The sequence below is a fragment of the Burkholderia sp. L-4 genome (assembly GCF_056856535.1).
The window spans coordinates 3,011,312-3,034,955 of the sequence record NZ_JBXEOX010000001.1 but is presented as its reverse complement, the minus strand read 5'-3'; the positions used below and the strand labels follow the sequence as shown (position 1 = coordinate 3,034,955).

Here is a 23,644-nt window from a genome sequence, read left to right as displayed (position 1 = left end):
GGCGCGCGGCGCAGCCCGCGCGGCAGGAAGCGGCGGCGGGCAGGCCCGCGTGGCCGGGCCGCCGGACGATGCACGGATTTCGTGCGTCGCGGTGCCGCTGCAATTCGGGCCGGAACCCGCGCGTGGAACGCGCGCCGTCGCCCGGCGACGCTACGGGTTTCCGCGATAGCCGCGCGCGCCGGCGGCGAGTACGATCGCCGGAGGTACGGCGCATTTCCGCTTACGCCCGGCGTCCCATGACGATCCATCCTGTCCGCCCGTGTGCGCGGCCATCCTCGGGCTGCTGCCGTTCGGCGGGCTCGGGCTCGTCGTGTCCGTCACGCGCTTTCGGCACACCATCGGAGCCGGGTATGCGCCCGACCCGACGAACGGGCTCCACAAGGTCGCGCGCGCATGGCAAGACAGCCGAATATGCGCCGTTTCTCGCCGTGCTGTTTCTCCATGTCGGCGCGCATGATCCTCGCGCTGATCGTCGCGGCAACCGTGTGCCGCTGCCTGCTGGTCGTCTTATTGCTCGTCTGGCCGACGATGGCCGACCCGAATCCCGTGCGGTTCACCGGCGCGCTCGGCACCTATCCGTGCGGAGCCGCGCCGTGCATCGCGCTGTTCGCCTGAGCGGCGCCGCTAACGCCACAGCAGCGCCGCGCGATCGTGCCGGCGCACGGCTTCGACGAAGCAGTGGATCAGGTAGTCGCAGGCCAGCGTGTTCAGCGCATCGCGGCGCGTGAGCACGCCGACCGACACGGACGGAATCGTTTCCGCCACGTCGATCGCGACCATCCGCTCGCGGATCCAGTCGACTTCCATGAAGCGCTTCGGCACGCACGACACGGTGTCGGTGTGGACGGACAGCGAAAACGCCGCGCTGAACGACGTGCATTCGACGATCGGCCGCGGCGCCGGATAGCCGTGCGCGACGAACACGTCCTGCAGCAGCCGGCCGATGCTTTCCGGCGACGTGTTGAGGATCCATTGCGCGTCCTGCAACTGCGCGAGCGACGTGCAGTGACGCAGCGGATTGCTCGCGCGCGTCATCAGGATCAGTTCCGATTCGAGCAGCGGCCGGAACGTGAATTCCGGCGACAGCCGTGCCGCATCGACGATCGCGATCACGAAGTCGAGCGAGCCGTCGCGCAGCCGCGGCAGCGCGGTGTCGAGAAACCCTTCCCGCACGTCGAGGCGGATCGTCGGCATCCGCTGGCGAAAGGCGTCGAGCGCGGCCGGCAGGAAGCCGAGCGACACCAGCGGCGTCAGCGCGCATGCGAGCGCGCCTTCCTTGCCGCCCGACAGCTGGATCACGTCGTCGCGCGCGTGCTGCATCTCCGCGAGGATCAGCCGCGCGCGTGCGTAGACGGCCTGCCCGAAACGCGTGAGCTGCGCGCCGCGCGCATTGCGCGTGACGAGCGGCACGCCGAGATCGAGTTCGAGTTCGCGAATCGCCTTCGTCAGCGCGGGCTGAGACAGATGGATCGCGCGCGCGGCCGCGCGCAGGCTGCCGTGTTCGGCGATGGCGGCAAGCGCCCGGAGCTGGTGGTGTTTCACGGCGAGGCGGGGCGCGGCGGCAGTGGCGACGTTCGTATCCTACACCGCGTCGCGGCGGGGAAAGCACGCGATAACCGTGCGTTATCACGATCGAAAAATGTCGCTCCGGGCTGCGTATTTTGAATGCCTAGACTGCGTGCGCAGGCCGTCGAACGGGCCGGGCACACGACACGCGTAACCAGTACGGAGACATACCTTCATGAAGGCGCCCCGAGCAGACAGCATGTTCGGCGGGCATGTCGGCGACGTTGCCGCATCCCCGTCCAATCGTCAGCTGATTGTCGCGATCACGATCGGCAACGGCCTCGAATTCTTCGATCTCACCGTGTTCAGCTTCTTCGCGGTGCTGCTCGGCAAACTGTTCTTTCCCGCGGTCTCCGCGCAGCAGCAATTGCTGATGTCGGTCGCGACCTTCGGCGTCGGCTTCATCGCGCGGCCGGTCGGCGGCGTCGTGATCGGGCTCGTCGCCGACCGCTTCGGCCGCGTGCCCGCGATGAACCTCACGCTCGTCACGATGGCGATCGGCACCGGGATGATCGGCGTGCTGCCGACCCATGCGCAGATCGGCCTCGCGGCGCCCGTGCTGGTCGTCGTCGCGCAGCTGCTGCAGGGCTTTTCGGCCGGCGGCGAGGTCGGCGTGTCGACGTCGCTGCTCGCCGAGCGCGCGCCGGCCGGCGAACGCGGCTACTACACGAGCTGGCAGTTCGCGAGCCAGGGTGCCGCGGCGCTCGCCGGCTCGTTCGTCGGTTTCCTGCTGTCGCATTTCCTCGATACCGCCTCGCTCGAAACGTGGGGCTGGCGCGTGCCGTTCCTGCTGGGCGTGCTGATCGCGCCGATCGGCCTCTACCTGCGCGCACGCTTCAGCGCGATCGAGCAGCACGCGCCGGCCGCGGCCGCGCGGCGTTCGTCGGCGGTGCTCGGCACCGTGCTGCGGCGCGACGGCGGTGCCGTGCTGACCGCGCTCGGCCTCGTGGTCGGCGGCACGGCCGCGCACTTCATCGTGCTGTATTACATGTCGACGTACGCGATCAAGGTGCTGCACCTGCCGATGGATACCGCGCTGTGGTGCGGGATCCTCTCCGGCGCGGTGATGTTCGTCGCCGCGCCGATCGGTGGGCGGCTGTCCGACCGCACCGGCAGCAAGCGCGTCGCGCTGTGGTCGCGCGTTGCGCTGACCGTGCTGATCCTGCCGGGCTTCTGGCTGATCCGCGCCGTGCCGTCGATCGCGACGATGTATGCGGTCGTGATGCTGCTCGCCGCACTGCACTCGATCAACGCCGGCGCGAACGGCGTGATCCTCGCCGAGCTGTTCCCGAAGAGCACGCGCGCCACCGCGCTGTCGATCGCGTATGCGGGCGGCGTGTCGATCTTCGGCGGCTTCGCGCAGTTCATCGTCACGTGGATGATCGGCGCGACCGGCAATCCGGCTGCGCCCGCGTGGTACGTGATCGTCTGCGGCGTGCTGTCGCTCGTCGCGCTCGCGTTCGCGTCGGATCGCAGCGAACACGATGCGTGATTGCCGCCGTCTCCTTCTTTCCTCCTCGCGCCGAACCGTATGACCGCCACCGTTTCGCTTTCCTCACCGCCCGCCGACGTCACGGCCGGCGAACTGTGCGACCTGTCCGCCCGCACGATGCTCGACCTGCTGATGACCCGGCAGATCAGCGCGTGCGACCTGCTCGACGCGCATCTCGCCCGGATCGCGACGGCGAACCCTCGGGTGAACGCGCTCGTGACCGTCGTCGATCCCGACCTGCTGCGTGCTCGTGCGCGCGACATCGACGCCGGCTGGATGCGCGGCGCATGGCAGGGGCCGCTGCACGGTCTGCCGGTGTCGCAGAAGGATCTCACCGCGACGCGCGGCGTGCGCACGACGTACGGCTCGGCGTTGTTCGCCGCTCACGTGCCGCAGCATGACGCGCTCGTCGCGCGCCGCTGCGCGAGCGCCGGCGCGTTGATGATCGGCAAGTCGAACACGCCCGAATTCGGCGCCGGGTCGCACACGTTCAACGACGTGTTCGGCGCGACGCGCAACCCGTGGGACCTGACGCGTTCGGCGGGCGGCAGCAGCGGCGGCGCGGCCGCCGCGCTCGCGTGCGGGATGAATCCGCTCGCGTGCGGCAGCGACATGGGCGGGTCGCTGCGCAATCCGGCCGCGTGGAACAACGTGGTCGGATTGCGGCCGTCGCCGGGCCGCGTGCCGCGCGCGCCGGACCTGAACGGCTGGGCGACGCTCGGCGTCGACGGGCCGATGGCGCGCGACGTGGCCGATACCGCGCTGCTGCTGTCGGCGATCGCCGGGCCGAGCGGCGAGACCGCGACCGAACTCGCGGAACCGGGCGTACGCTTCGCGCAGCCGCTCGAACGCGACTTCCGCGGCACTCGCATCGCGATGTCGCGCGGCTTGCCTGGCGTGCCGGTCGATCCGGAGATCGGTCGGGCGGTCGATGCGCAGGCGCGTGTGTTCGCGGCGCTTGGCTGCGAAGTCGAATTCGACGATCCCGACCTGTCCGATGCGGAGGACGTGTTCCGCATCGAGCGCGCATGGATGATCGGCACGCTGGTCGACGGATTCGACGAAGCGCAGCGTGCGGCGCTGAAGCCCGAGATTCACGATGAATACCGGCTGCATCGGTCGCTGACGGCCGCCGATCTCGGCCGCATGTTCGTGTGCAAGACGCGGCTGTTCGAGCGGATGCGCGCGTTCATGCAGCGCTACGCGTTCTACGTGCTGCCGGCCACGCAGATGATGCCGTTCGACGTCGACCTGCGCTCGCCTGCGCACGTGCAGGGTGTCGCGAGCACGTCGTACATCGACTGGATGCGCGTGTGCTGGTACCTGTCATCGACCGAGGCGCCGATCCTGTCGGTGCCGTGCGGCTTCGGCGCGACCGGTTTGCCGATCGGCATGCAGATCGTCGGCCGCTACCGCGACGACTGGGGCGTGCTGCAGTTCGGTCACGCGTACGAAGTCGCGGCCGGCCGCCGCCAGGTTTCGCCCGCCGTCGTCGCCGACGCGATGCGCTAGCCGTCTTCCCCGATTCACCGCTGACCGTTCCGGTATGCACCGGAGCAGGCCGCGCGCCTGCGGGGGACGCGCACGCCTGCGTTTTGCCATTCGACCCGCGCAATGGAGACCTTCCGATGAAAAAACGGCTGTTGGCAGGCGCGGGCGTCGCGCTGATCGCGGGTGCGGCGCATGCACAGAGCAGCGTGACGCTGTACGGCATTATCGACGAGGGGCTGACCTACACGAGCAATCTCGCGGTCGCCGGCCCGAACGGTGCCGTGAGCGGCAAGCCGGCCTGGCGGATGCTCGGTGGCGTGCAGCAGGCGAGCCGCTGGGGGCTGCGCGGCGTCGAGGATCTCGGCGGCGGGCTGGCGGCCGTCTTCACGCTCGAGAACGGCTTCGACCCGAGCACTGGCAAGCTCGGGCAGGGCGGGCTGATCTTCGGCAAGAAGGCGTTCGTCGGGCTGTCGGGGCCGTTCGGCACCGTCACGCTCGGGCGTCAGTACGACACCAACGTCGATTTCCTCGGGCCGCTCGAGGCCGCCGCGCTGTTCGGCGGCTACATGGTTGCGCACCCCGGCGATCTCGATAACGTAAACAACGCGAACTCGACCAACAACGCGATCAAGTTCACGAGCCGCGACTACGGCGGATTCCGCTTCGCGGCCATGTACGGCGTGGGCGGCATCGCGGGCGCGGCGACGCGCAACCAGGTGTGGTCGATGACGGCCGGCTACGCGCGCGGGCCGCTCGTGGTCGCGGCCGGTTACCTGAATGCGCGCAATCCGAACGTGTCGTTCTTCGGCACGACCGGCAGCCCCGCGCCGGTCGTCGGCGGCGTGCCGGGCAACAACATGCTGTCGCCCGTGTATGCCGGTTATGCGTCGGCGCGCACGCTGCAGGTGGCGGCGGCGGGCGGCACCTACGCGATCGGCGCGGTGACGCTCGGCGCGATGTACACGAACACGTCGTTCCGTCGACTCGGCGACCTGTCGTCCGGGCCGAACCCCGGCGGCGTGTCCGGCAACGCGGTGTTCAACAACGTCGAGGCCAGCGTGCGCTACCAGTTCACGCCTTACCTGTTCGGCGGCGTCGCGTACGACTACACGCGCGGCGGTGGCGTGAACGGCCGCGACGGTGCGACGTACCACCAGGTCGCGGCCGGGCTCGACTACTTCCTGTCGAAGCGCACCGACGTGTACCTGACCGCCGTTTATCAGCGCGCATCGGGCACCGACTCGACGGGGCGCGCGGCGGTCGCCGCGATCAACGGCCCCGGCGCGTCGGCGAACGACCGCCAGTTCGAGGCGCGGATCGGCATCCGGCACAAGTTCTGACGGGGGCGGGCGCGGCAACCGGCAGGCGGCCGCCGCGCGCGGTGATATGCTCGCGGAACGCCCGCGACCGACGGGCGGATTCCGATTGCCCGCATGCGGCCGCGTTGCCGCGCCGCGCGGCGTTTCCGAGGGAAGAACCGACACATGAGCCGCAAATTCATTCTGAAAGGCGACACGACCGACCACGGTGGCGTGGTGCTCGAAGGGATCGCCAACTCGTCGTTCGACGGACGCGAACTCGCCTATCTCGGCGCACCGGTGCTCTGCGCCGCGTGCAAGACCACCGGCGTGATCGTGTCGGACGGCGGCGAGCGGACGATGACCGTGATGGGCAAGGTCGTCGCGCTCGAACACGACCTGTGCCAGTGTCTGTGCACGCCGCAGCCGAAGCTGATTCCGTCGCAGGCAACGGGGACGATCACCGGCTGAAGCCCGCCTTCGTCGTACGTCGTCGTCGCGCGGCTGCAGGCCGCCGTCAGACGCTGCCTTCCGTTTCGATCACGAGGATGCGCGCTTCGCCGAGCGGGTGCGCGACATGCTCCATGCCGGCCGTCGCGTGGAAGACATCGCCCGTTTCCAGCACCGCCGCATGCTCGACGCCCGCTTCGCGATAGCGCATCTCGACGCGGCCGTCGAGTACCGCGAACACCTCCTCGCCGTCGTTCACGTGCCATCGATAGGGCGCGTCGGTCCAGTGCAGCCGGACCGTGATGCCGTTCAGTTTCGCGATGTCGAGCGCGCCCCATGCGCGGTCCGCCGTGTAGTCGGCACTCCGGACAATGTTCATCGATGCGTGCTCCGGCGCGAATGCGCGTCGTGTTTCCGTCATTTCATTGGTATCCGCATTCAGCGCGACGTCGCGCGCAGCGCTTGCTCGACGATCCCCTTGCGCTTCGCGAAGCCGGCGGCCGACCGTTCGGTGACGCGCTTCACGACCGCTGCCGGCGCGGTGTCGGGCGAGCCGGCAGCGAACGGCGGCGCGGGCGCGTATTCGAGCTGCAACTGGATCGCCTGCGCTTCTTCGTCGCCCACCAGCTCGGCGGCGATCGTCAGCGCGAAGTCGATGCCGGCCGTCACGCCGCCGCCCGTGATCAGGTTGCCGTCGCGCACCACGCGCTCGCGCACGGGCACCGCACCCAGCGGTTCGAGCAGCGCGTGGAACGCCCAGTGCGTCGTCGCGCGCCGCCCGTGCAGCAGGCCGGCCACGCCGAGCAGCAGCGCACCCGTACAGACCGACGTCACATAGCGTGCGGCGGCCGCGCGCTGTTGCACGAACGCGATCGTTTCGGCGTCGAGCAGCAGTTCGTTGATCCCGATGCCGCCCGGAATGCAGATCACGTCGAGCGGCGGACAGTCGTCGAACGTGCAGGTCGGCGTGAGGGCGAGGCCGCTGCTCGACGCGACGGCGTCGCGCGACTTCCAGACCAGGTGGACGGCTGCGTCGGGCAGCGACGCGAGCACGTCGTGCGGGCCGGTGAGGTCGAGTTGCTGGACGCCCGGAAATACGAGAAGGCCGATATGCAGGGTCATGCGAAGACTCCGAGTGGAAGTGGAGCGCGCCGTTGCCGGCACGGGATGGACAGATCGATTCTAGGCGCGTAGTGTTTGGCGAAATTGCCATATCACCCACGTTTTCAGCCAATCGCCATGCCTGCCGCTCCGCGTTCGATCCTGGTCCTCGCGTTCCCGCGCGCGCAACTGCTCGACGTGTCGGGGCCGCTGCAGGTGTTCGCCTCCGTCAACGAGCTCGCGCTGGAGCGCGGGCAGCCGGCGCCGTATGCGCCGCGCGTCGTGGCGGTCGACGCGGGGCCCGTCGAGACGTCGTCGGGCCTTGTCGTGATGGCCGAGTCGCTGCGCTCGGCTGCCCGCCCTCCCGATACGCTGATCGTCGCCGGCGGCAAGGGTGTGCATGCGGCGTCGAAGGATGCGCGGCTGGTGCGCTGGGTGCGGCAGCAGGCCGGGCGCGCGCGGCGTGTGGCGTCGGTCTGTACCGGCGCATTCCTGCTCGCCGAGGCCGGGCTGCTCGACGGGCGGCGCGCGGTCACGCACTGGGCGCGCTGCGACGAATTCGCGGCGCGCTACCCGAACGTGCGCGTCGAGTCCGATCCGATCTTCATCCGCGAAGGCGCGCTGTGGACGTCGGCCGGCGTGACGGCCGGCATCGATCTCGCGCTCGCGCTGGTCGAGGAGGATCTCGGGCGCGCGACCGCGCTCGACGTCGCACGCGAACTCGTCGTGTTCCTGAAGCGTCCGGGCGGGCAGGCGCAGTTCAGCGCGATGCTGTCGATGCAGCGCACCGACGACCGGTTCGGCGAACTGCATGCATGGATGGCCGAGCACCTGACGGCCGACCTGTCGGTGCCCGCGCTGGCCGAGCGCGTACGCATGAGCGAGCGCAGCTTCGTACGCCACTATCGCGCGGGAACGGGCCGTACGCCCGCACGCGCGGTCGAGCAGATCCGCGTCGAGGCCGCGCAGCGCCTGCTCGGCGAAACGGCGTGGCCCGTCAAGCGGATCGCCGCGCGCTGCGGCTTCGGTTCGGAGGAGACGCTGCGGCGCAGTTTCGTGCGCGTGCTCGGTGTGTCGCCGCAGGGCTATCGCGAACGCTTCGTGCGATGACGTGCGGGGCGTGATCGAGGACGGAGCGGCTGCTGTCCGGAACTGAACGGAAACCGGTCGGTTTCGAATCCGAAATGCCAAAACTATTCAGGATCGGAGAACAATAGGCGGGGGCTTGTGCCGCGCCCGTCGCGCGCTCTATTCTGTTCTGTTGGCGATTCGAAGGGGGAAGCAGGATGGACCGAATCCAGGCAATGGAAGTTTTTACCCGTGTGGTCGACGCGAACAGCTTCACGCGCGCGGCCGATACGCTCGCGATGCCGCGCGCGTCGGTGACGACCATCATCCAGAATCTCGAGGCGCTGCTCGGCGTGCGCCTGATGCACCGGACGACGCGCCGGCTGTCGCTGACGCCGGAGGGCGCCGCGTACTACGAGCATTGCACGAAGATCATCTCGGAGATCGCGGAAGCCGACGCGAGTTTCCAGGCCGGCAACCGCAAGCCGAGCGGCGTGTTGCGCGTTCACATGCCGAGCTCGCTCGGGCGGCGCATCGTGCTGCCGTCGCTGTCGATTTTCCGGCAGCGCTATCCGGACATCACGCTCGAGCTGGGGCTGTCCGATCGCTATGTGGATCCGGTCGAGGAAGGCATCGACTGCATGATCCGCGTCGGGCCGCTCGAGGATTCGTCGATGGTCGCGCGGCGCATCGGCATGCTCAAACGCGTGACCTGTGCGTCGCCGGCGTATCTGGAGCGTCACGGCGAGCCGCACGAGATCGCCGATCTCGCCGAGCACCATGCGGTGAATTTCCGTTCGAGCCACGGCGCGCGGGCGATTCCGTGGGTGTTCATGATCGACGGCAAGCCGTTCGAGGTGCGGATGAACGGCAGCGTGACGGTCAACGATTCGGATGCCTACGTGACGTGCGGGCTCGAAGGGTTCGGGATGATCCAGCCGACGCTGTTCATGGTGCTGCCGAACCTGCTCGACGGTTCGCTGGTCGAGGTGCTGCCGGACTGCAATCCGAAGCCGAAGCCGATTTCGATCGTTTATCCGCACAACCGGCATCTGTCGCAGAAGGTGCGGGTGTTCGCCGACTGGATCGCGGAGGTGTTCGAGTCGACGCCGGCGCTGGAGGGCGGGGAGAACTGGCGGGGGCGGGTGGGGGCGCAGGCGGCGAAGCAGCAGAGAGGGGCGGTAGCGGCGTAAGGCGACGGCCTGGTATCGAGGAAGGCGACGAGACTTGCCGTGAATGCCTCATCCGTCGGCCGTCGGCCGTCGGGCAGCCGAGCCGTCACGCCCTGGGGCGGGCCTACCAGCGGATCGCGTACGGATTTTCTCCGAGCGCCCAGTGCCCGTTGTCGTCCCGTTCGAGGAGAATGCCCTTGTGCGCCCAGCCGTCCTCTTCGGGATAAAACGTCAGCGAGCCCAGCAGGTCCGGGTCGGTCAGCCACGCCGTGGCTGGCCGACCCGGCTTCCACAGGAAATTGACCCACGAGACCAGGTGCGGATTGTCGTCGAACGGATTCTTGGACGGCTCCATGAATTTTTCGACGCCACCATAGGTCACGTGCGCGCAGAACAGGTTCACCATGAGCAGCGCCCGTCCACCGGGAACCGACCCGTCGGTCGTCTCGAGTTCCTCGTACCGATAGAACGACTTTCCGACGGGGGTGAGCGCGATGTGGCTCAACGGGACATGGGTGTCGCGTGATTCGTAGTCCGGATTTCTCACGGTCGGTCGTCCTTTGCCTGCATTGAATTTCACGGTAATCAGTCCGCGGTTGATCAATGCCTGCACGTCTGATCTCACTACGCCGTCGACCCTCGGCAAATCCTTCGCATTGACGTCCGCAGGAAGTTCGGCGCCGGCCAGGCTGACGCAGGCGTCGGTCGGAGCGGTGTTCTTGTCCGCGAGCGCGGCCTTCAGGATTTCGTCGATCTTGCTTTTGTCCAGGTCGTCTCGTGGCGAAACGACGCATATGCCAACCAGCACGGCCACCACGCCTGCCACACCGGCTATCAGCCAGCGTCGTCTCGCGCGTCCACGGCGCTGGTCGCTTGTCGATTCATTACGGTCCATCATCTTGCCCTCGGAATTGTTATTGTCGATCCGGCCGCGGCGGATTCGGCCATGGGGAAGCCAGCGGCGGCCCTGTCGGTCGAAGTCGATACCGATTTTCGCAGATGGCGGAAGCCGGGTGCCAGTCGGGACCGTCACCTCAATTGCGGGATTGATCCGGCACGGCGCCGCGCGTCGCGCGATCGCGCAGCGCGGCGGGCAATTGCCACAGCAACAGTTCATGCGGGCCAAGCGCCCACAGTGCCGAACCGTCTCACGAAAAGGCCAACGCGCGGATCGGCGAGTCAGTCGTACATCGACCTCGACCGGATTTCGTCGTGTTCGGTTCGCGATCTTGCCTACAGCCAGCGGACGCTGGCGGAGACCGGTACGGTCGACGCGATGTGATTTCGCCGCGGGAGCGACGAACGTCGGGGAAAAACGGGATGGGCGGACGGTCGCGACACGCCGGAACGGGTCATGCTGGCGGACGCCAATAAGCGCATGACGGATTCCGATTGCGGAACCCGCTGGACCGGGCGTACGCGATGTTTATCGGCGGGGGCTGCTGCCGGGAGCACGCAGCAATGAAAAAAAGCCGCTGTTTCTTTCGAAACAGCGGCTTTTCGCATTTGGTGGCGAATCAGGGAGGGGAAACCGCTCCCTGATATTCCATAAAAAATCAACGCATTGGTGCGAGGCAAGCCAAGTTTTTGTATGAAGAACGATGGCTCATTGATAGTATCACGCTCACCGTCGGCCCGGGAAGCGAGCGTCGCAGCCCGCCCAAAGTACTGAACAACTGCAGGTGACTAATAAAAATGAACTGGCAAACTGAAGCTCAGGCTCTCTCAGTGGTGCAGAAGATCATTTTGGATAATCTCTTGTTTAGCGCGATTTTCGCATACATCATTATGGAGCTTGTGATGATAGTCGCGGGCAAGATATTGAGTTTTGTTGATATGATAAGAGCCAAAATCAAACAGGAAAAAATCCCAAAACAGGTTGCATGGTATGCCGTCAATCTCGCGATTTAGGCAGCATATGGAGTCTTTGCAACCTTGGCGCTGATGATAGCTCTCAACAGAGGGCTTTTCGGTTTGGCGCCGATCACGTGTCTTTTGTTGTCCACGGGTGCGTATTTCCGTTTTTTGCTCATTTTAGAGAGAAAGTTGCAATAGCCGCCTTATTTGGAGTGTGTAAGTTGAAGGGGCGTTTGTGCACGATTTCTTGTTTAGTTGGTTGCGAGATTCAATGCAATACCGCTTGTCTGAAAGCAGGCGTGATTTTGGGGCGGCGCTTGTGGAGAAGCGTTTGATAGAAGATCGGAGGCACCGGAAAGAGCGCAACGCATTGAAATTAAATTGTAAGTTGCACTGCTTTTCCGGTAGGCCGAATCTGGGCCTAGTTTATTCGTCAAATCCCAAACCGCGGGGCACCGGCGCGTCTGTCTCCCACGGCTTTTCTCGCGCGTAGGCCTCCCACGCCCCCGGCATGCCTAGATCGCCTGCGAAGCTGTATGTCGGATGTTTTCGCACGATGTGTAGATAGACGAGAAAGATTTCGTCTCGCTCGAAAGTCAAGCCGCCATCACCGCGCAGCTCGCGAGCGTAGTTCCCCCATGCGACCTGAAAGTCGGTGATGCTCCAATGATGAAGTTCCGGATATTGCTCGCGCAAGCGCGAGGCGGTTGTGTCGGAGATTGCAACCGCGCCAGTGACGATTTCACCTCGGATTCTTGCAACGATGGGGTCCAACCACGGGATCGGAACCAGATGGACCGCCAGCGAGAAAGCTTGCAACACGTTGTTGGAAATGGAGAGGTTGTCGACAATTTGAGGCGGCCGATCTCTGGGGCGGTCGATGGGCAGATTCGCGGCGAGCATTAACGCCTGCAATTTGTCAGATGTGATGCCCGCGTCGGAACACGATTGCCCTGGTCGCGGGTAGCGCTCTGAACGCGTCGCCCATCCGGCCAAATACAGGGCACGCAGGGTCTCCCGATTTGACTCGTTAAATCGGCTGTCGTTGACGCAAACCATGCCATGGGGCAGGACGTCTTGTTGCTGTTGCTCCATCATATAATCACACTCCTCTTGGATTCGGCCGCAACCACTTGTGCGCGCCAAAAAGAAATAGAACAGCAATGGCGATTCTCTGTCGTCGACCTAGGTTGTGTCGGGAAATGTAGCACATGAGCATTCAGACACTGGCAACGCAAGCCGACGCTTTACATGTGCCCCAGAATATCGGGACAAATTGTACCGGCCGCTCGCGTTGAAAGCGGTGGAGCATGCGACCTTAGTTGGGAATCTGGTTTTTGAAAACGTCGCTCAATCGATATTTTGCGACGCGCGCCCTATCACCAATTTGCCTGGCGGCTTCGTGCGTTTGGCTTAGCACATGCTGAAGCTCGTTTGGAGTTTTTCCTTTTTCCGTTTGGTAAAGAAGGTTTTTAAAATTGCCCCAAAACATGTTCATCTGGCCGTAGAGTTCGTGGGCAACCTCTGATGCTGCCGGAGCGTGAAAGTCGACAATCATTAACAGCTCGTCGGCTTTTTCGCAAAGCAAAAGATATTTTTTGTTGAACTCGTCGACGGGCATCGACGCCGTCCACATGATATCAAGCCCAGTCACCGAAAACTCTCTGGCGATTTGGCTGAGGATCTTATGCGCAACGGCCAGATTGCTTAATGTTGTCTCTCGCTGGGCTGTTAGTGCGTCGTTCCTTGCTTTGTCTTGCGCAAGTTTGGCTTGGGTCTGATTATTGAGCTTCTGATTTGCAGTTTGAGTGCGAGCGGTGATCAAGACGCCTAGAAGAGCCGGGATTGATCCAAGGAGAGCAGCGAGGGCCGTGATGTATGGTGCGATCATGTCGGGTCAAAGACTGGGATGGAGAACGCGAAATTAGCGGATGGCTTTCGCCTTGCATGAGAACGATGAAAAACTTTTCGTCGCGCCGAGTGCAGTATATGTCGCTCGCTCCCAACGGTTTCGAAAGCGGCGTGGGGCGTCGAGGCTGTGTCGTGGCTTCAAACCTGTGCCGTGGATTGTTCGACTCAATCTCGTTTTCGATATCTTTTGTTGGTTATACACCCGACGCACCGCTGCGCGGCCAAGTGCGCTGCGCAGATTTCGGCGCCCGAAAACTTCGACCAAGTGCGGTGTGGCGCCGCGCGGGGGAGGCGCCGCTGTCGTGTTGGATGGTGGCGATTTTTTGAGCGCTAGATTTTGGTCGTGATCCCCTTTCGTTTGGCAGATTTGAATGATTTCGTTTTCAAAAGGGTTGGCTCGACCTCGATTTTTGCTATCGCGACCTTGAAGTTCAAGGCGTCCAGAGTCATGAAGGAGTTTTTCAACGTTATTTTGGAGAAAAATGGCAAATCCAGCGGCAAGTTTTTTGATGTCGCGATCGCGAAAATCACGCGATAATTTTGAGCGTTTGGTTTTTTCGAGGGGTCCGCAAGGCGGATGCTCTCGGGAAGCTTGGCGTTGAGCTTGTTTCTAAAATCTTCATCTTTGATGAAAGTTTCCCCAGACACCTCCCCTTGCGAAAACAAATGGCTGAGGGTTGCGGAACTTCTGTAGTATTTGACGTGTATCAAGTCTTTGCCGGATCGGATCAAGTCGCAAAACTCGATTTTGTCGTGCGGTCCGCCGATTTGAATATTCTTCTTGTCAAGCAGTTCGATATTGCTTTCCGTCTTGGCCGAAAACGAATTGTATTCACCCTCGTTGGCATGGTTGTAGATTGGCAGCTTCTCAGTGTCGACTTCGAGCCTTGCCAAGAACGCGTCGACTCGATCAATGAAGTTTTTGTTGATCTCGTGCCATTGGCCATCGCGCAGGACGTAGGTTTTTTCCGATTCCTTGATCTCGGCGTACAGGCAACGATAGGCGCGCCACGTTTGGATCACCTCACCGTTCGCGTCGACTGAATGGACAACGTGGGTTTTCATTGCCGCCACGCCAGGGGATAGTTTTCTCTCCCTGAGAAACCCGAGAAAATCTTCCAACTGCAAGGTGGGGTGGCTCGCCGAGCTGGCGCGGCGCTCGAAGGAGTATCCGGCCTGTCGCTCCCAGTCGACAATTTCTGGCTCCCCCATCCAAAAATTGCCGTTCTCGGGATCTGTTTTGATCAGGTCATCGAGCACCGAGTCAAGCAATTCGATCATTTCCCTCTCTTTGATTCGGTGAACATTGTCCACCCACGCGAATCGGTCGGGGAGTTTCTTGTCGCAGGCTTCTTGGGCCAATTGAAAAATGGCGTGCAAGTCATTGAGTTTGGCCGTCGGGTGGATGGTCAGCGCGTCGCGGCCGGTCGCCACCGGACCAAACTCCCCAATTTGGCATGCGCCGGTCAGGGACTGAACCATGTCAATTTCCCAGTCTATCGCCAAATCAAAAATGTCTGAATCTCTCGGGCTCTGGTTTCTGGTGTTGAGCCAATTGTCTTGGTAGCTGGCTTTGTCGAGGCTGCGCAGGCGTTCCGGATTGACGGAGTTGAGCGTCACACGCAGCCCGAAGTCGCGCTCGACCAAGTCCAAGTTGACGAGATGAAACCCCATGCCGAAGCAAAGGACAAAGGTGTCGCCCAAGTCGCGCACGACGAGCGCGGCGCCTTCGGACCGATTCCCGCCGAACAGGTCCGGCTCGATCTTCTGGCCGTCAATTAGAAAATTGGTCCAAGCGGGAAGCTTGGGCGGCGGTGTATTTTTTACGTACAAGGTTGCGGAGCCGTGCGAAATCTCAAGCTCGACGCGCGGTTTGGCTTTGTCGGTCTTGATGATTAGCCCTTCTGGCGTTGCCTGCCCCCGAACTCTATAAATGGTGAGACGCTCCCTTCTCTCCTGCGACCGCTTTCTGCCCATGCATGGCCCCGTTTATCGCTATAGAGTGCGCGTGCGCATTGTTGATTTTTGCGCATGCAAAATATCCTCCGGGCGGCTTCGCGGCGTCAATTGGAGGATTCGGCATCGTGGCCTTGGCGCGACACGCTTTCCTGATTTGCGCTCAGAGGAGGCGCTTATGGCGCAAAAAACGCCGATTCAGCTAAAAGCAGATGGGCAAAATCAAATCGAATCGATCAAGAGTGGATTTCAGCTCGGCAAGCGGCTTGGCATGCTGATAGTTCGCAAAGCGGGGGCTGCTGAAATCGTAGTGTCCAACCAGCGCCGTCAACATTGCGGGATGCGTGTGCAGCTTGGTCATCCTGTTGATGGAGGAGGTGTGCTGAAACGAGTGAAAGACCTTGCGGGTCGTCCACGATCTTGCGCTCGTCCAGGTAGTCGGCGAAGCGCCGAGTCACGTTTTTCCCGTACCCGTTTGCGCCGGGTTTGAGCTCGGGAAAGAGCTGCGTCGCGCCTCGCTCGCGCAGGCCGTCCACATACGCCATAAACCCGGATTTCAGAATCGTGCGGTGCAAGGGGATGCGGCGCTGGGAGGCTGCGTTTTTCGCTTTCTGGATGCCGAAAAACCAAACATCGCCTTCGCGCTGGACCTGCGCCAGCGACAGGCTGGCAAGCTCTTCGAGCCGTGCCCCGGAGTAAAGAGCCAAGAAAGGAAGCCAGCGATAGGCGGGCCTGTTCATCTTCGCCGCGTAAGGGGCCGGGTCAAAGATCGCTGCGATGTCGTCCGCGCTGAACGGTTTGTAGGAGCGCTTTTGCTGTTGAAGCTTCGACCTCGTCGACACCTTCGACATTTCAAAGGGGTTGGGGCCTTCGCGGTGGCCGTTGGCGACCGCGTAGCCAAACAGGTCTCGCAGGAACGACAGCTTGGCGTTGATCCGGCTCGCGCTGCCGCCTTCGTCGATCAAGGCGTTCTTGTAGTCCACGGCGTCGCCGATCGCGTAGGCGTCGATCGGCTTGGAGCCGATCCGCTTCGCAAAGTCGTCAAACGTCCGATTCTTGGCCACGATCGTGCGCGCGACGTTTGTCGAGCGTCTTTTCTTTCTTGTAGCGCGCGCCACGACTTCGGCGAAAGGCTTGCCCTTGCGGGCCTTCGCTTGCGTTTGGGCTGCGTTTTGGGCGGCAATGGCGAACGCGACGGAATCGGACAGGACCGGCAGCGATCGAAGAGGCGGGGGCGAAGCGGTCGCCGAAAAGCTCCTTGGCTCGGCGCACGTCGTCGTCGGTGTTGATGTCCTTGACTTGCGTGCCGTCGGGAAAATCACGTCGAGCCGCTTGGCTTCGTCAGCGGTCAGGGCGAAATCGGCGGCCTTCGGCTTGTCGGCGGGCGTCTTCATTGCGAGTTCGAGGTTGAGCGCGAGCGCAAGAAGTTTAGCTTGCCGGAAGTCTTTCGTGCGCAGCGAGCGCTTGCTCTCTTTGCCGGCGCGAACGAGCCGGAGGTAAAACATGCCGTGGCGCGATTTGAACAGGTGCGGCAGCTTGTGCATCGGCGGATGGCTCACCGTGCGCGCAAAGACAAAGGCCCGCGTCTCTTTCGAGAGCGGGCCTTCGCGTAATGATGGTGGCGAATCAGGGATTCGAACCCCGGACCTGCGGATTATGATTCCGTCGCTCTAACCGACTGAGCTAATTCGCCGTGAAGAATTGAATTATGTCGGTCGGCCGCCTGGCTGTCAACAGCTTTTTCCATCTCCCGTGAAAAAAGTTGCCGGATGACCCACGACGCCCTTGCGGCAGGGCGGTTTGCCGGTCGCCGGAACACCCGTCCGGCAACCCGCATCCGCCCGCCCGGACAACCTCAATCCTGCGCGTAGATGTTCGAGTCCTTCGTCTCCTTGACGAACAGCAGGCCGATCACGAAGGTGGCCAGCGCGATCACGATCGGATACCAGAGGCCCGAATAGATGTCGCCCTTCGCCGCGACGATCGCGAACGCGGTCGCCGGCAGGAAGCCGCCGAACCAGCCGTTGCCGATGTGATAGGGCAGCGACATCGACGTGTAGCGGATCCGCGTCGGGAACATCTCGACCAGCATCGCGGCGATCGGGCCGTACACCATCGTCACGTAGATCACGAGGATCGTCAGGATCACGATCGTCATCGGCCAGTTGAGCTGCGCCGGGTCGGCCTTTGCCGGGTAGCCGGCCCCCTTCAGCGTCGATGCGAGCGTCTTGTCGAACGCCGCGCCCTGCGCCTTCGCGTCGGCCGCCTTGCCGTCGTAGGTCTGGATCACCGTGTCGCCGACCTTGATCTGGGCCAGCGTGCCGGCCGGTGCCGCGACGTTCTCGTAGTTCAGGCCGGCCTTCGAGAGCGCGCTCTTCGCGATGTCGCACGAGCTGGTGAACTTCGACGTGCCCACCGGGTTGAACTGGAACGAGCAGGTGGCCGGGTCGGCCAGGACCGTGATCGGCGCCTTCTGCGTCGCGAGCTCGAGCTGCGGGTTCGCGTAGTGCGTGAGCGCCTTGAACAGCGGGAAGTAGGTCAGCGCCGCGATCAGGCAGCCCGCGAGGATGATCGGCTTGCGGCCGATCTTGTCCGACAGCGAACCGAAGAACAGGAAGAACGGCGTGCCGATCAGCAGGGCGATCGCGATCAGGATGTTCGCGCTGGCCCCGTCGACCTTCAGCGTCTGCGTCAGGAAGAACAGCGCGTAGAACTGGCCCGTGTACCACACGACGGCCTGGCCGGCCGTCAGGCCGATCAGCGCGAGGATCACGATCTTCAGGTTCTTCCACTGGCCGAATGCTTCGGTCAGCGGCGCCTTCGACGTCTTGCCTTCCGCCTTGATGCGCAGGAACACCGGCGATTCGTTCAGCTGCATCCGGATCCACACCGACACGGCGAGCAGCAGGATCGACGCGACGAACGGCACGCGCCAGCCCCAGCTGCCGAACGCTTCCTCGCCGATGAACGTACGCACGCCGAGGATCACGAGCAGCGACAGGAACAGGCCGAGCGTGGCGGTCGTCTGGATCCACGCGGTGTAGAAGCCGCGACGGTTCGCCGGCGCATGTTCGGCGACGTAGGTCGCCGCGCCGCCGTACTCGCCGCCGAGCGCGAGGCCCTGCAACAGCCGCATCGCGATGAAGATCACGGGCGCGGCGATGCCGATCGACGCGTAGCCGGGCAGGAAGCCGACCACGAACGTCGAGACGCCCATGATCACGATCGTCACGAGGAACGTGTGCTTGCGGCCGACGAGGTCGCCGAGCCGGCCGAACACGATCGCGCCGAACGGCCGCACCGCGAAGCCGGCTGCAAAGCCGAGCAGCGTGAAGATGAACGCGGCGGTCGGATTGACGCCGGAGAAGAAGCTCTTGCTGATGTAGGCCGCGAGCGAGCCGGCCAGGTAAAAGTCGTACCACTCGAACACGGTGCCGAGCGACGACGCGAAGATCACCTTCTTTTCTTCGCCCGTCATCGGCGAGTGCGAAATTTGCCCGCCTAACGTTGCCATGAATCGTCTCCAAGTCCCTTGATATAGATATGCGGCCGCCTTGGGAGGGGCGGGCCTGACGACGATTATTGGCACGGAAACTTACGGCGGACTGACTCGCGCGCACAAAACGACTGCACGTTAACCCGTGCCGAATCGGCCGCTACACGCGTCGATTGTGGTGCGATCGTCCGGTAAATCGCCGGTTTCGACGCATTTGCGCCGGCCGCCGGCGGCGCGCGTCAGGGTTAATCCGGGGCCGTGCCGGTCAGCGGCAGGCTGACACGCACGAGCGTGCCGGCCAGGCGCGGCGCCTGCTGGTAGACGTGATCGTCGAGCGTCAGCGTGCCGCCGTGCTGGGTGGCGATCTCGCGCACGATCGCGAGCCCCAGGCCGCTGCCGTCGCCTTCGCGGCCGAGGATCCGGTAGAAGCGCTCGACGACGCGTTCGCGTTCGGTGGCCGGGATGCCGGGGCCCGTATCCTCGACTTCGAGATGCACGAGCCGCGCCGCCGGGTCGGCATGCACGCGTACGGTGATGCGGCCGCCTTCGGGCGTGTAGCGGATCGCGTTGTCGATCAGGTTGCCGAGCATCTCGCGCAGCATGACCGGATTGCCGTCGACGTCGAGCGGCGCGTCGTCCGGCGGCCCTTCGTAGCCGAGATCCATCCGCTTCGCGAGCGCGGCCTGCACCCAGTCGCGCACCGCGCGCCGCGCGAGCGCGGCGATCTCGACCGGCTCGAACGTGAGGCCGCTCGCGCGGTTCTCGGCGCGCGCGAGCGCCAGCAGCTGCGTGACGAGCCGCGCGGCCTGCTCGGAACTCGTCGCGATCTGTTCGAGCGAGCGCTGCACGTCGGGCGGGACCGGGTGGCGCAGCGCGAACTCGGCCTGCGTGCGCAGGCCCGCGAGCGGCGTCTTCATCTGGTGCGCGGCGTCGGCGATGAAGCGCTTTTGCAGCGCCATGTTCTGTTCGAGGCGCGCGAGCAGGTCGTTGAACGACGTGACGAGCGGTTCGATCTCGGGCGGCGCGCGCTGCGCCTCGACGGGCGACAGGTCGTCGGGCCGCCGCGCGCGGATGTGCGCCTGCAGTGCGTTGAGCGGCGCGAGCCCGCGCGACAGCCCGAACCACACGAGCAGGATCGCGAGCGGCAGGATCACGAACTGCGGCAGGATCACGCCCTTGATGATGTCGTTCGCGAGCGCGTTGCGCTTGTCGAGCGTCTCGCCGACCTGCACGAGCACGGGCTGCGCGCCGCTGGATTGCGGCAGGGCGACCGTCGTATAGGCGACGCGTACGTCGTTGCCGCGCAGCAGGTCGTCGCGAAACACGACGACGCCGGGCGGCGGGCGGTCCTCGTCGCGCGGCAGCGGCATGTCGGCTTCACCGGCGACCAGTTCGCCGCGCGTGCCGAGCACCTGGAAGTAAACGCTGTCGACGTTGTCCGCGCGCAGGAAGTCGCGCGTCTGCTCCGGCAGCGTCAGCTCGGCGACGCCGTTGACCGGATGAATCTGCCGGGCGAGCACGTACGCGTTGGTTTCGAGCGCACGGTCGAACGGGCCGTTCGCGATCGTCTTCGCGACGAGGTAGGTGACGGCGATGCTCATCGGCCACAGCAGCAGCAGCGGCGCGAGCATCCAGTCGAGGATCTCGCCGAACAGCGAGCGCGGGCGCGGCGCCTCGGGCGATTCGGTTTCGTCGGGCGGCGCGAACGGGTTCTCGTAGCGCGCGTCGCGCGCCTCGTCGGCGGCCGACGACGGCGCGCCGGTCGGATGGCGGGAATGGGCCGGCGTGGCCATCGCGGCGCCGCCCGCCGTCAGCGCAGCGGCGTGCCGGCCGTCGCGGGCTGGGGCGCTGCCGTATCGGCCGGCGCGGCGGGCGCGGCCTTCTCGAGGCAATAGCCGAGGCCGCGCACGGTCGAGATCCGCACGCCGCTCGGTTCGATCTTCTTGCGCAGCCGGTGCACGTAGACTTCGATCGCGTTGTTGCTGACTTCCTCGCCCCATTCGCACAGGTGATCGACGAGCTGCTCCTTCGACACGAGCCGGCCGATCCGCTGCAGCAGCACTTCGAGCAGGCCGAGTTCGCGCGCGGAGAGATCGAGCACGTGATCGTTCGCGTACGCGATGCGGCCGACCTGGTCGAACGCGAGCGAGCCGTGGCGCACGACGGTCGGGCCGCCGCCCGCGCCGCGCCGGGTCAGCGCGCGCACGCGCGCCTCGAGCTCGTTGAGCGCGAACGGCTTGGCCATGTAGTCGTCGGCGCCGAGGTCGAGCCCCTTCACGCGTTCGTCGACGCTGTCGGCGGCCGTCAGGATCAGCACGGGGAGGTTGGAGTTGCGCGCGCGCAGGCGCTTGAGCACTTCGAGCCCGGACATTTTCGGGAGTCCGAGATCGAGGATCAGCAGGTCGAAAGTCTGCATCGACAGCGCGGTGTCGGCATCGACGCCGCTCTTCACGTGATCGACCGCATAGCCCGATTGGCGGAGTGACCGGGTGAGGCCGTCCGCGAGTATGCTGTCATCTTCGGCGATGAGGATTCGCATGTTGCTGACCGATGGCCGGCGAGGCGTTCGCGCCGACGCGGCTGTCTCCGGAGTTATTCGTGTACAACGCCCCGCATTGCGGGCTTGCATAAACTACTGTTTTTTTATACAGTGTCTGCATTCGTGGGCGGCGCTTGAAAGCGGGCGCGCCTTTAACAGACGCTGCTCATCATAGCAAAGGACGATTCATGGAAGATAGCAAGAAGGGCTCCGGGATGACCGCCGAGAAGAGCAAGGCGCTGGCGGCCGCACTCGCGCAGATCGAGAAGCAGTTCGGCAAGGGGTCGATCATGCGGATGGGCGACGGCGAAGCGGCCGAGGACATCCAGGTCGTCTCCACGGGCTCGCTGGGTCTCGACATCGCGCTGGGCGTCGGCGGCCTGCCGCGCGGCCGGGTGGTCGAGATCTACGGTCCGGAATCGTCGGGTAAAACCACGCTCACGCTGCAGGTCATCGCCGAACTGCAGAAGCTGGGCGGCACCGCGGCGTTCATCGACGCCGAGCACGCGCTCGACGTCCAATACGCGTCGAAGCTCGGCGTGAACGTGCCGGAACTGCTGATCTCGCAGCCGGACACCGGCGAGCAGGCGCTCGAAATCACCGACGCGCTGGTGCGCTCGGGCTCGATCGACATGATCGTCATCGACTCGGTCGCGGCGCTCGTGCCGAAGGCCGAAATCGAAGGCGAGATGGGCGATTCGCTGCCGGGTCTGCAGGCCCGCCTGATGTCGCAGGCGTTGCGCAAGCTGACCGGCACGATCAAGCGCACGAACTGCCTCGTGATCTTCATCAACCAGATCCGGATGAAGATCGGCGTGATGTTCGGCAACCCGGAAACCACGACGGGCGGCAACGCGCTGAAGTTCTATGCGTCGGTGCGTCTCGACATCCGCCGGATCGGCTCGATCAAGAAGAACGACGAGGTGATCGGCAACGAAACCCGCGTGAAGGTCGTCAAGAACAAGGTGTCGCCGCCGTTCCGCGAAGCGATTTTCGACATCCTGTATGGCGAAGGCATTTCGCGCCAGGGCGAGATCATCGATCTCGGCGTGCAGGCGAAGATCGTCGACAAGGCGGGCGCCTGGTACAGCTACAACGGCGAGAAGATCGGCCAGGGCAAGGACAACGCGCGTGAATTCCTGCGTGAAAATCCGGAAATCGCACGCGAGATCGAGAACCGCATCCGTGAATCGCTCGGTGTCGCCAGCATGCCCGATGGCGTAGTCGGCAACGAAGCCGAGGCGGTGGACGAAGAAGAGTGATGGTTGCGCGCCGAGGTCAGGCTGGCGAGCCGGCGGAGAGCGACGCGCCCGAAGCGGCGGGTCGCTCCGGCCGGCGAGCCGGATCCTCGGGCGCCGACCGGCGGGCCGCGGGCAGCGATGCCGCGAACCGCACCGTGACGAGGGCATCCGGCGATGCCCTCGTTTCGTTTGAGATTGCCGCGCCCGACGATCCGTTCGACGACGACGAATCGTTCGACGCGCACGACCGGTCACGCCGTCGCGTGTCCGGTGTCCGCTTCCCGGGCGATCGCGCAGCCGATGCGTCGGCGCCGGCACGGGAAGACGTCTATACCCGCAGCAGCCAGCATCCGCGCCGCACGCGCCGTGCGTCCGGTGCGTCTTCCGGTACTTCATCCGGCGACACGCCCGGGACCGCCGAACGCAAGTCGTCGAAACCGCCACGTTCATTGAAGGGCCGTGCGCTCGGCTATTTGTCGAGGCGTGAATACAGTCGCGCGGAACTCGCGCGCAAGCTCGCGCCTTACGTCGGCGAAGAAGAATCCGTCGAGCCGGTGCTCGATGCGCTGGAAAAGGACGGCTGGTTGTCCGATGCGCGCTTCGCCGAGAGCCTCGTGCATCGCCGCGCATCGCGCGTCGGCGTCGCGCGCATCGTCAGCGAGCTGAAGCGTCACGCAGTCGGCGACACGCTCGTCGAGGAAGTGAACGCGCAGTTGCGCGAGACCGAATGGGCCCGTGCGCAGGCCGTCTGGCGCAAGAAATTCGGTGCACTGCCGCAAACGCCGGCCGAGCGTGCGAAGCAGGCCCGCTTTCTTGCCGCGCGCGGCTTCTCGAGTGCGACCATCGTGAAGTTGCTGAAGGTCGGCGACGATTTCCCGATCGACGACTGACCGGCCGGTCGCGCGCGTGGCGCGCGATTTTGCTGCAATGCAACCGCCTCCGGACAGGCGGGAATACCCGCCGTCGCGTCAAACTGTCTCAAATACCCAATATGCTAAAATCCATG

At 64.5% G+C, this 23,644-nt stretch carries 20 protein-coding genes, 1 tRNA gene and 1 pseudogene; 10 read left to right on the top strand and 12 right to left on the bottom strand.

All coding sequences use genetic code 11. From position 1 onward, the window contains the following. Positions 1-259: 259 nt before the first annotated feature. Positions 260-615, top strand: a pseudogene (locus AC1VVG_RS14175) (MAPEG family protein). A gap of 9 nt (positions 616-624) precedes the next feature. Here AC1VVG_RS14175 and AC1VVG_RS14170 read toward each other — a convergent pair. Then, positions 625-1,542, bottom strand: coding sequence for a LysR substrate-binding domain-containing protein (locus AC1VVG_RS14170; RefSeq protein ID WP_049029828.1), 918 nt, complete (start codon positions 1,540-1,542; stop codon positions 625-627). Positions 1,543-1,741: 199 nt separating this feature from the next. Between AC1VVG_RS14170 and AC1VVG_RS14165 the strand changes: the two genes are divergently transcribed. From AC1VVG_RS14165 to AC1VVG_RS14150, 4 genes are all read left to right on the top strand, one after another. Beyond that, entirely contained in the window at positions 1,742-3,058 is a 1,317-nt protein-coding gene (locus tag AC1VVG_RS14165; RefSeq protein WP_482835780.1) for an MFS transporter, read from the top strand. 39 nt (positions 3,059-3,097) lie between these two features. After that, positions 3,098-4,570: an amidase gene (locus AC1VVG_RS14160; RefSeq protein WP_482835779.1), complete on the top strand. Its 1,473-nt coding sequence runs from the start codon at positions 3,098-3,100 to the stop codon at positions 4,568-4,570. A gap of 116 nt (positions 4,571-4,686) precedes the next feature. Then, complete coding sequence (locus tag AC1VVG_RS14155; RefSeq protein WP_034189050.1) at positions 4,687-5,889, top strand: porin; 1,203 nt, start codon at positions 4,687-4,689, stop codon at positions 5,887-5,889. Between the two features lie 144 nt (positions 5,890-6,033). Continuing rightward, positions 6,034-6,318: a PAAR domain-containing protein gene (locus AC1VVG_RS14150; protein WP_034189051.1), complete on the top strand. Its 285-nt coding sequence runs from the start codon at positions 6,034-6,036 to the stop codon at positions 6,316-6,318. 46 nt (positions 6,319-6,364) lie between these two features. Here AC1VVG_RS14150 and AC1VVG_RS14145 read toward each other — a convergent pair whose 3' ends face one another. Both AC1VVG_RS14145 and AC1VVG_RS14140 read right to left on the bottom strand, forming a co-directional pair. Further along, positions 6,365-6,676, bottom strand: coding sequence for a cupin domain-containing protein (locus tag AC1VVG_RS14145; protein WP_034189052.1), 312 nt, complete (start codon positions 6,674-6,676; stop codon positions 6,365-6,367). Between the two features lie 59 nt (positions 6,677-6,735). After that, on the bottom strand, positions 6,736-7,419 hold the full coding sequence (locus AC1VVG_RS14140) for a DJ-1/PfpI family protein (protein ID WP_034189053.1): 684 nt from the start codon (positions 7,417-7,419) through the stop codon (positions 6,736-6,738). Positions 7,420-7,536: 117 nt separating this feature from the next. Here AC1VVG_RS14140 and AC1VVG_RS14135 point away from each other — a divergent pair, with 117 nt between their 5' ends. Continuing rightward, entirely contained in the window at positions 7,537-8,508 is a 972-nt protein-coding gene (locus AC1VVG_RS14135; protein WP_049034671.1) for a GlxA family transcriptional regulator, read from the top strand. A 176-nt stretch (positions 8,509-8,684) separates the two neighbouring features. Beyond that, complete coding sequence (locus tag AC1VVG_RS14130; RefSeq protein WP_473376890.1) at positions 8,685-9,659, top strand: LysR family transcriptional regulator; 975 nt, start codon at positions 8,685-8,687, stop codon at positions 9,657-9,659. Between the two features lie 103 nt (positions 9,660-9,762). Here the strand turns inward: AC1VVG_RS14130 and AC1VVG_RS14125 are convergent, their stop codons facing one another. After that, positions 9,763-10,764, bottom strand: coding sequence for a hypothetical protein (locus tag AC1VVG_RS14125; RefSeq protein WP_482835778.1), 1,002 nt, complete (start codon positions 10,762-10,764; stop codon positions 9,763-9,765). Between the two features lie 569 nt (positions 10,765-11,333). On the opposite strand from AC1VVG_RS14125, the gene AC1VVG_RS14120 reads away from it, so the two are divergent. After that, complete coding sequence (locus AC1VVG_RS14120; protein WP_482835777.1) at positions 11,334-11,549, top strand: hypothetical protein; 216 nt, start codon at positions 11,334-11,336, stop codon at positions 11,547-11,549. A gap of 372 nt (positions 11,550-11,921) precedes the next feature. On the opposite strand, the gene AC1VVG_RS14115 is transcribed toward AC1VVG_RS14120, so the two are convergent. The 8 genes from AC1VVG_RS14115 to AC1VVG_RS14080 all read right to left on the bottom strand — a co-directional run bounded on the left by AC1VVG_RS14115 (position 11,922) and on the right by AC1VVG_RS14080 (position 21,397). After that, positions 11,922-12,593, bottom strand: coding sequence for a hypothetical protein (locus tag AC1VVG_RS14115; protein ID WP_482835776.1), 672 nt, complete (start codon positions 12,591-12,593; stop codon positions 11,922-11,924). 220 nt (positions 12,594-12,813) lie between these two features. Next, complete coding sequence (locus tag AC1VVG_RS14110) at positions 12,814-13,386, bottom strand: hypothetical protein (protein ID WP_482835775.1); 573 nt, start codon at positions 13,384-13,386, stop codon at positions 12,814-12,816. Between the two features lie 350 nt (positions 13,387-13,736). Continuing rightward, positions 13,737-15,383, bottom strand: a complete 1,647-nt coding sequence (locus AC1VVG_RS14105) for a TIGR04141 family sporadically distributed protein (RefSeq protein WP_482835774.1) — start codon at positions 15,381-15,383, stop codon at positions 13,737-13,739. A 215-nt stretch (positions 15,384-15,598) separates the two neighbouring features. Then, on the bottom strand, positions 15,599-16,906 hold the full coding sequence (locus AC1VVG_RS14100) for a site-specific integrase (RefSeq protein WP_482835773.1): 1,308 nt from the start codon (positions 16,904-16,906) through the stop codon (positions 15,599-15,601). Between the two features lie 72 nt (positions 16,907-16,978). After that, a tRNA-Met gene (locus AC1VVG_RS14095) sits at positions 16,979-17,055 on the bottom strand. A 162-nt stretch (positions 17,056-17,217) separates the two neighbouring features. Then, a complete protein-coding gene (locus tag AC1VVG_RS14090) occupies positions 17,218-18,876 on the bottom strand; it encodes an MFS transporter (protein WP_049029339.1) in 1,659 nt (552 codons plus the stop codon). Positions 18,877-19,103: 227 nt separating this feature from the next. After that, a complete protein-coding gene (locus AC1VVG_RS14085) occupies positions 19,104-20,651 on the bottom strand; it encodes a sensor histidine kinase N-terminal domain-containing protein (RefSeq protein WP_482835772.1) in 1,548 nt (515 codons plus the stop codon). A gap of 17 nt (positions 20,652-20,668) precedes the next feature. Next, on the bottom strand, positions 20,669-21,397 hold the full coding sequence (locus tag AC1VVG_RS14080) for a response regulator transcription factor (RefSeq protein ID WP_034189063.1): 729 nt from the start codon (positions 21,395-21,397) through the stop codon (positions 20,669-20,671). 188 nt (positions 21,398-21,585) lie between these two features. Between AC1VVG_RS14080 and recA the strand changes: the two genes are divergently transcribed. Beyond that, positions 21,586-22,659, top strand: a complete 1,074-nt coding sequence (gene recA, locus AC1VVG_RS14075) for a recombinase RecA (protein ID WP_034189064.1) — start codon at positions 21,586-21,588, stop codon at positions 22,657-22,659. Beyond that, positions 22,659-23,528, top strand: a complete 870-nt coding sequence (gene recX / locus AC1VVG_RS14070; RefSeq protein ID WP_482835771.1) for a recombination regulator RecX — start codon at positions 22,659-22,661, stop codon at positions 23,526-23,528. Before recA ends, recX begins: the two co-directional genes overlap by 1 nt. Positions 23,529-23,644: the final 116 nt, after the last annotated feature.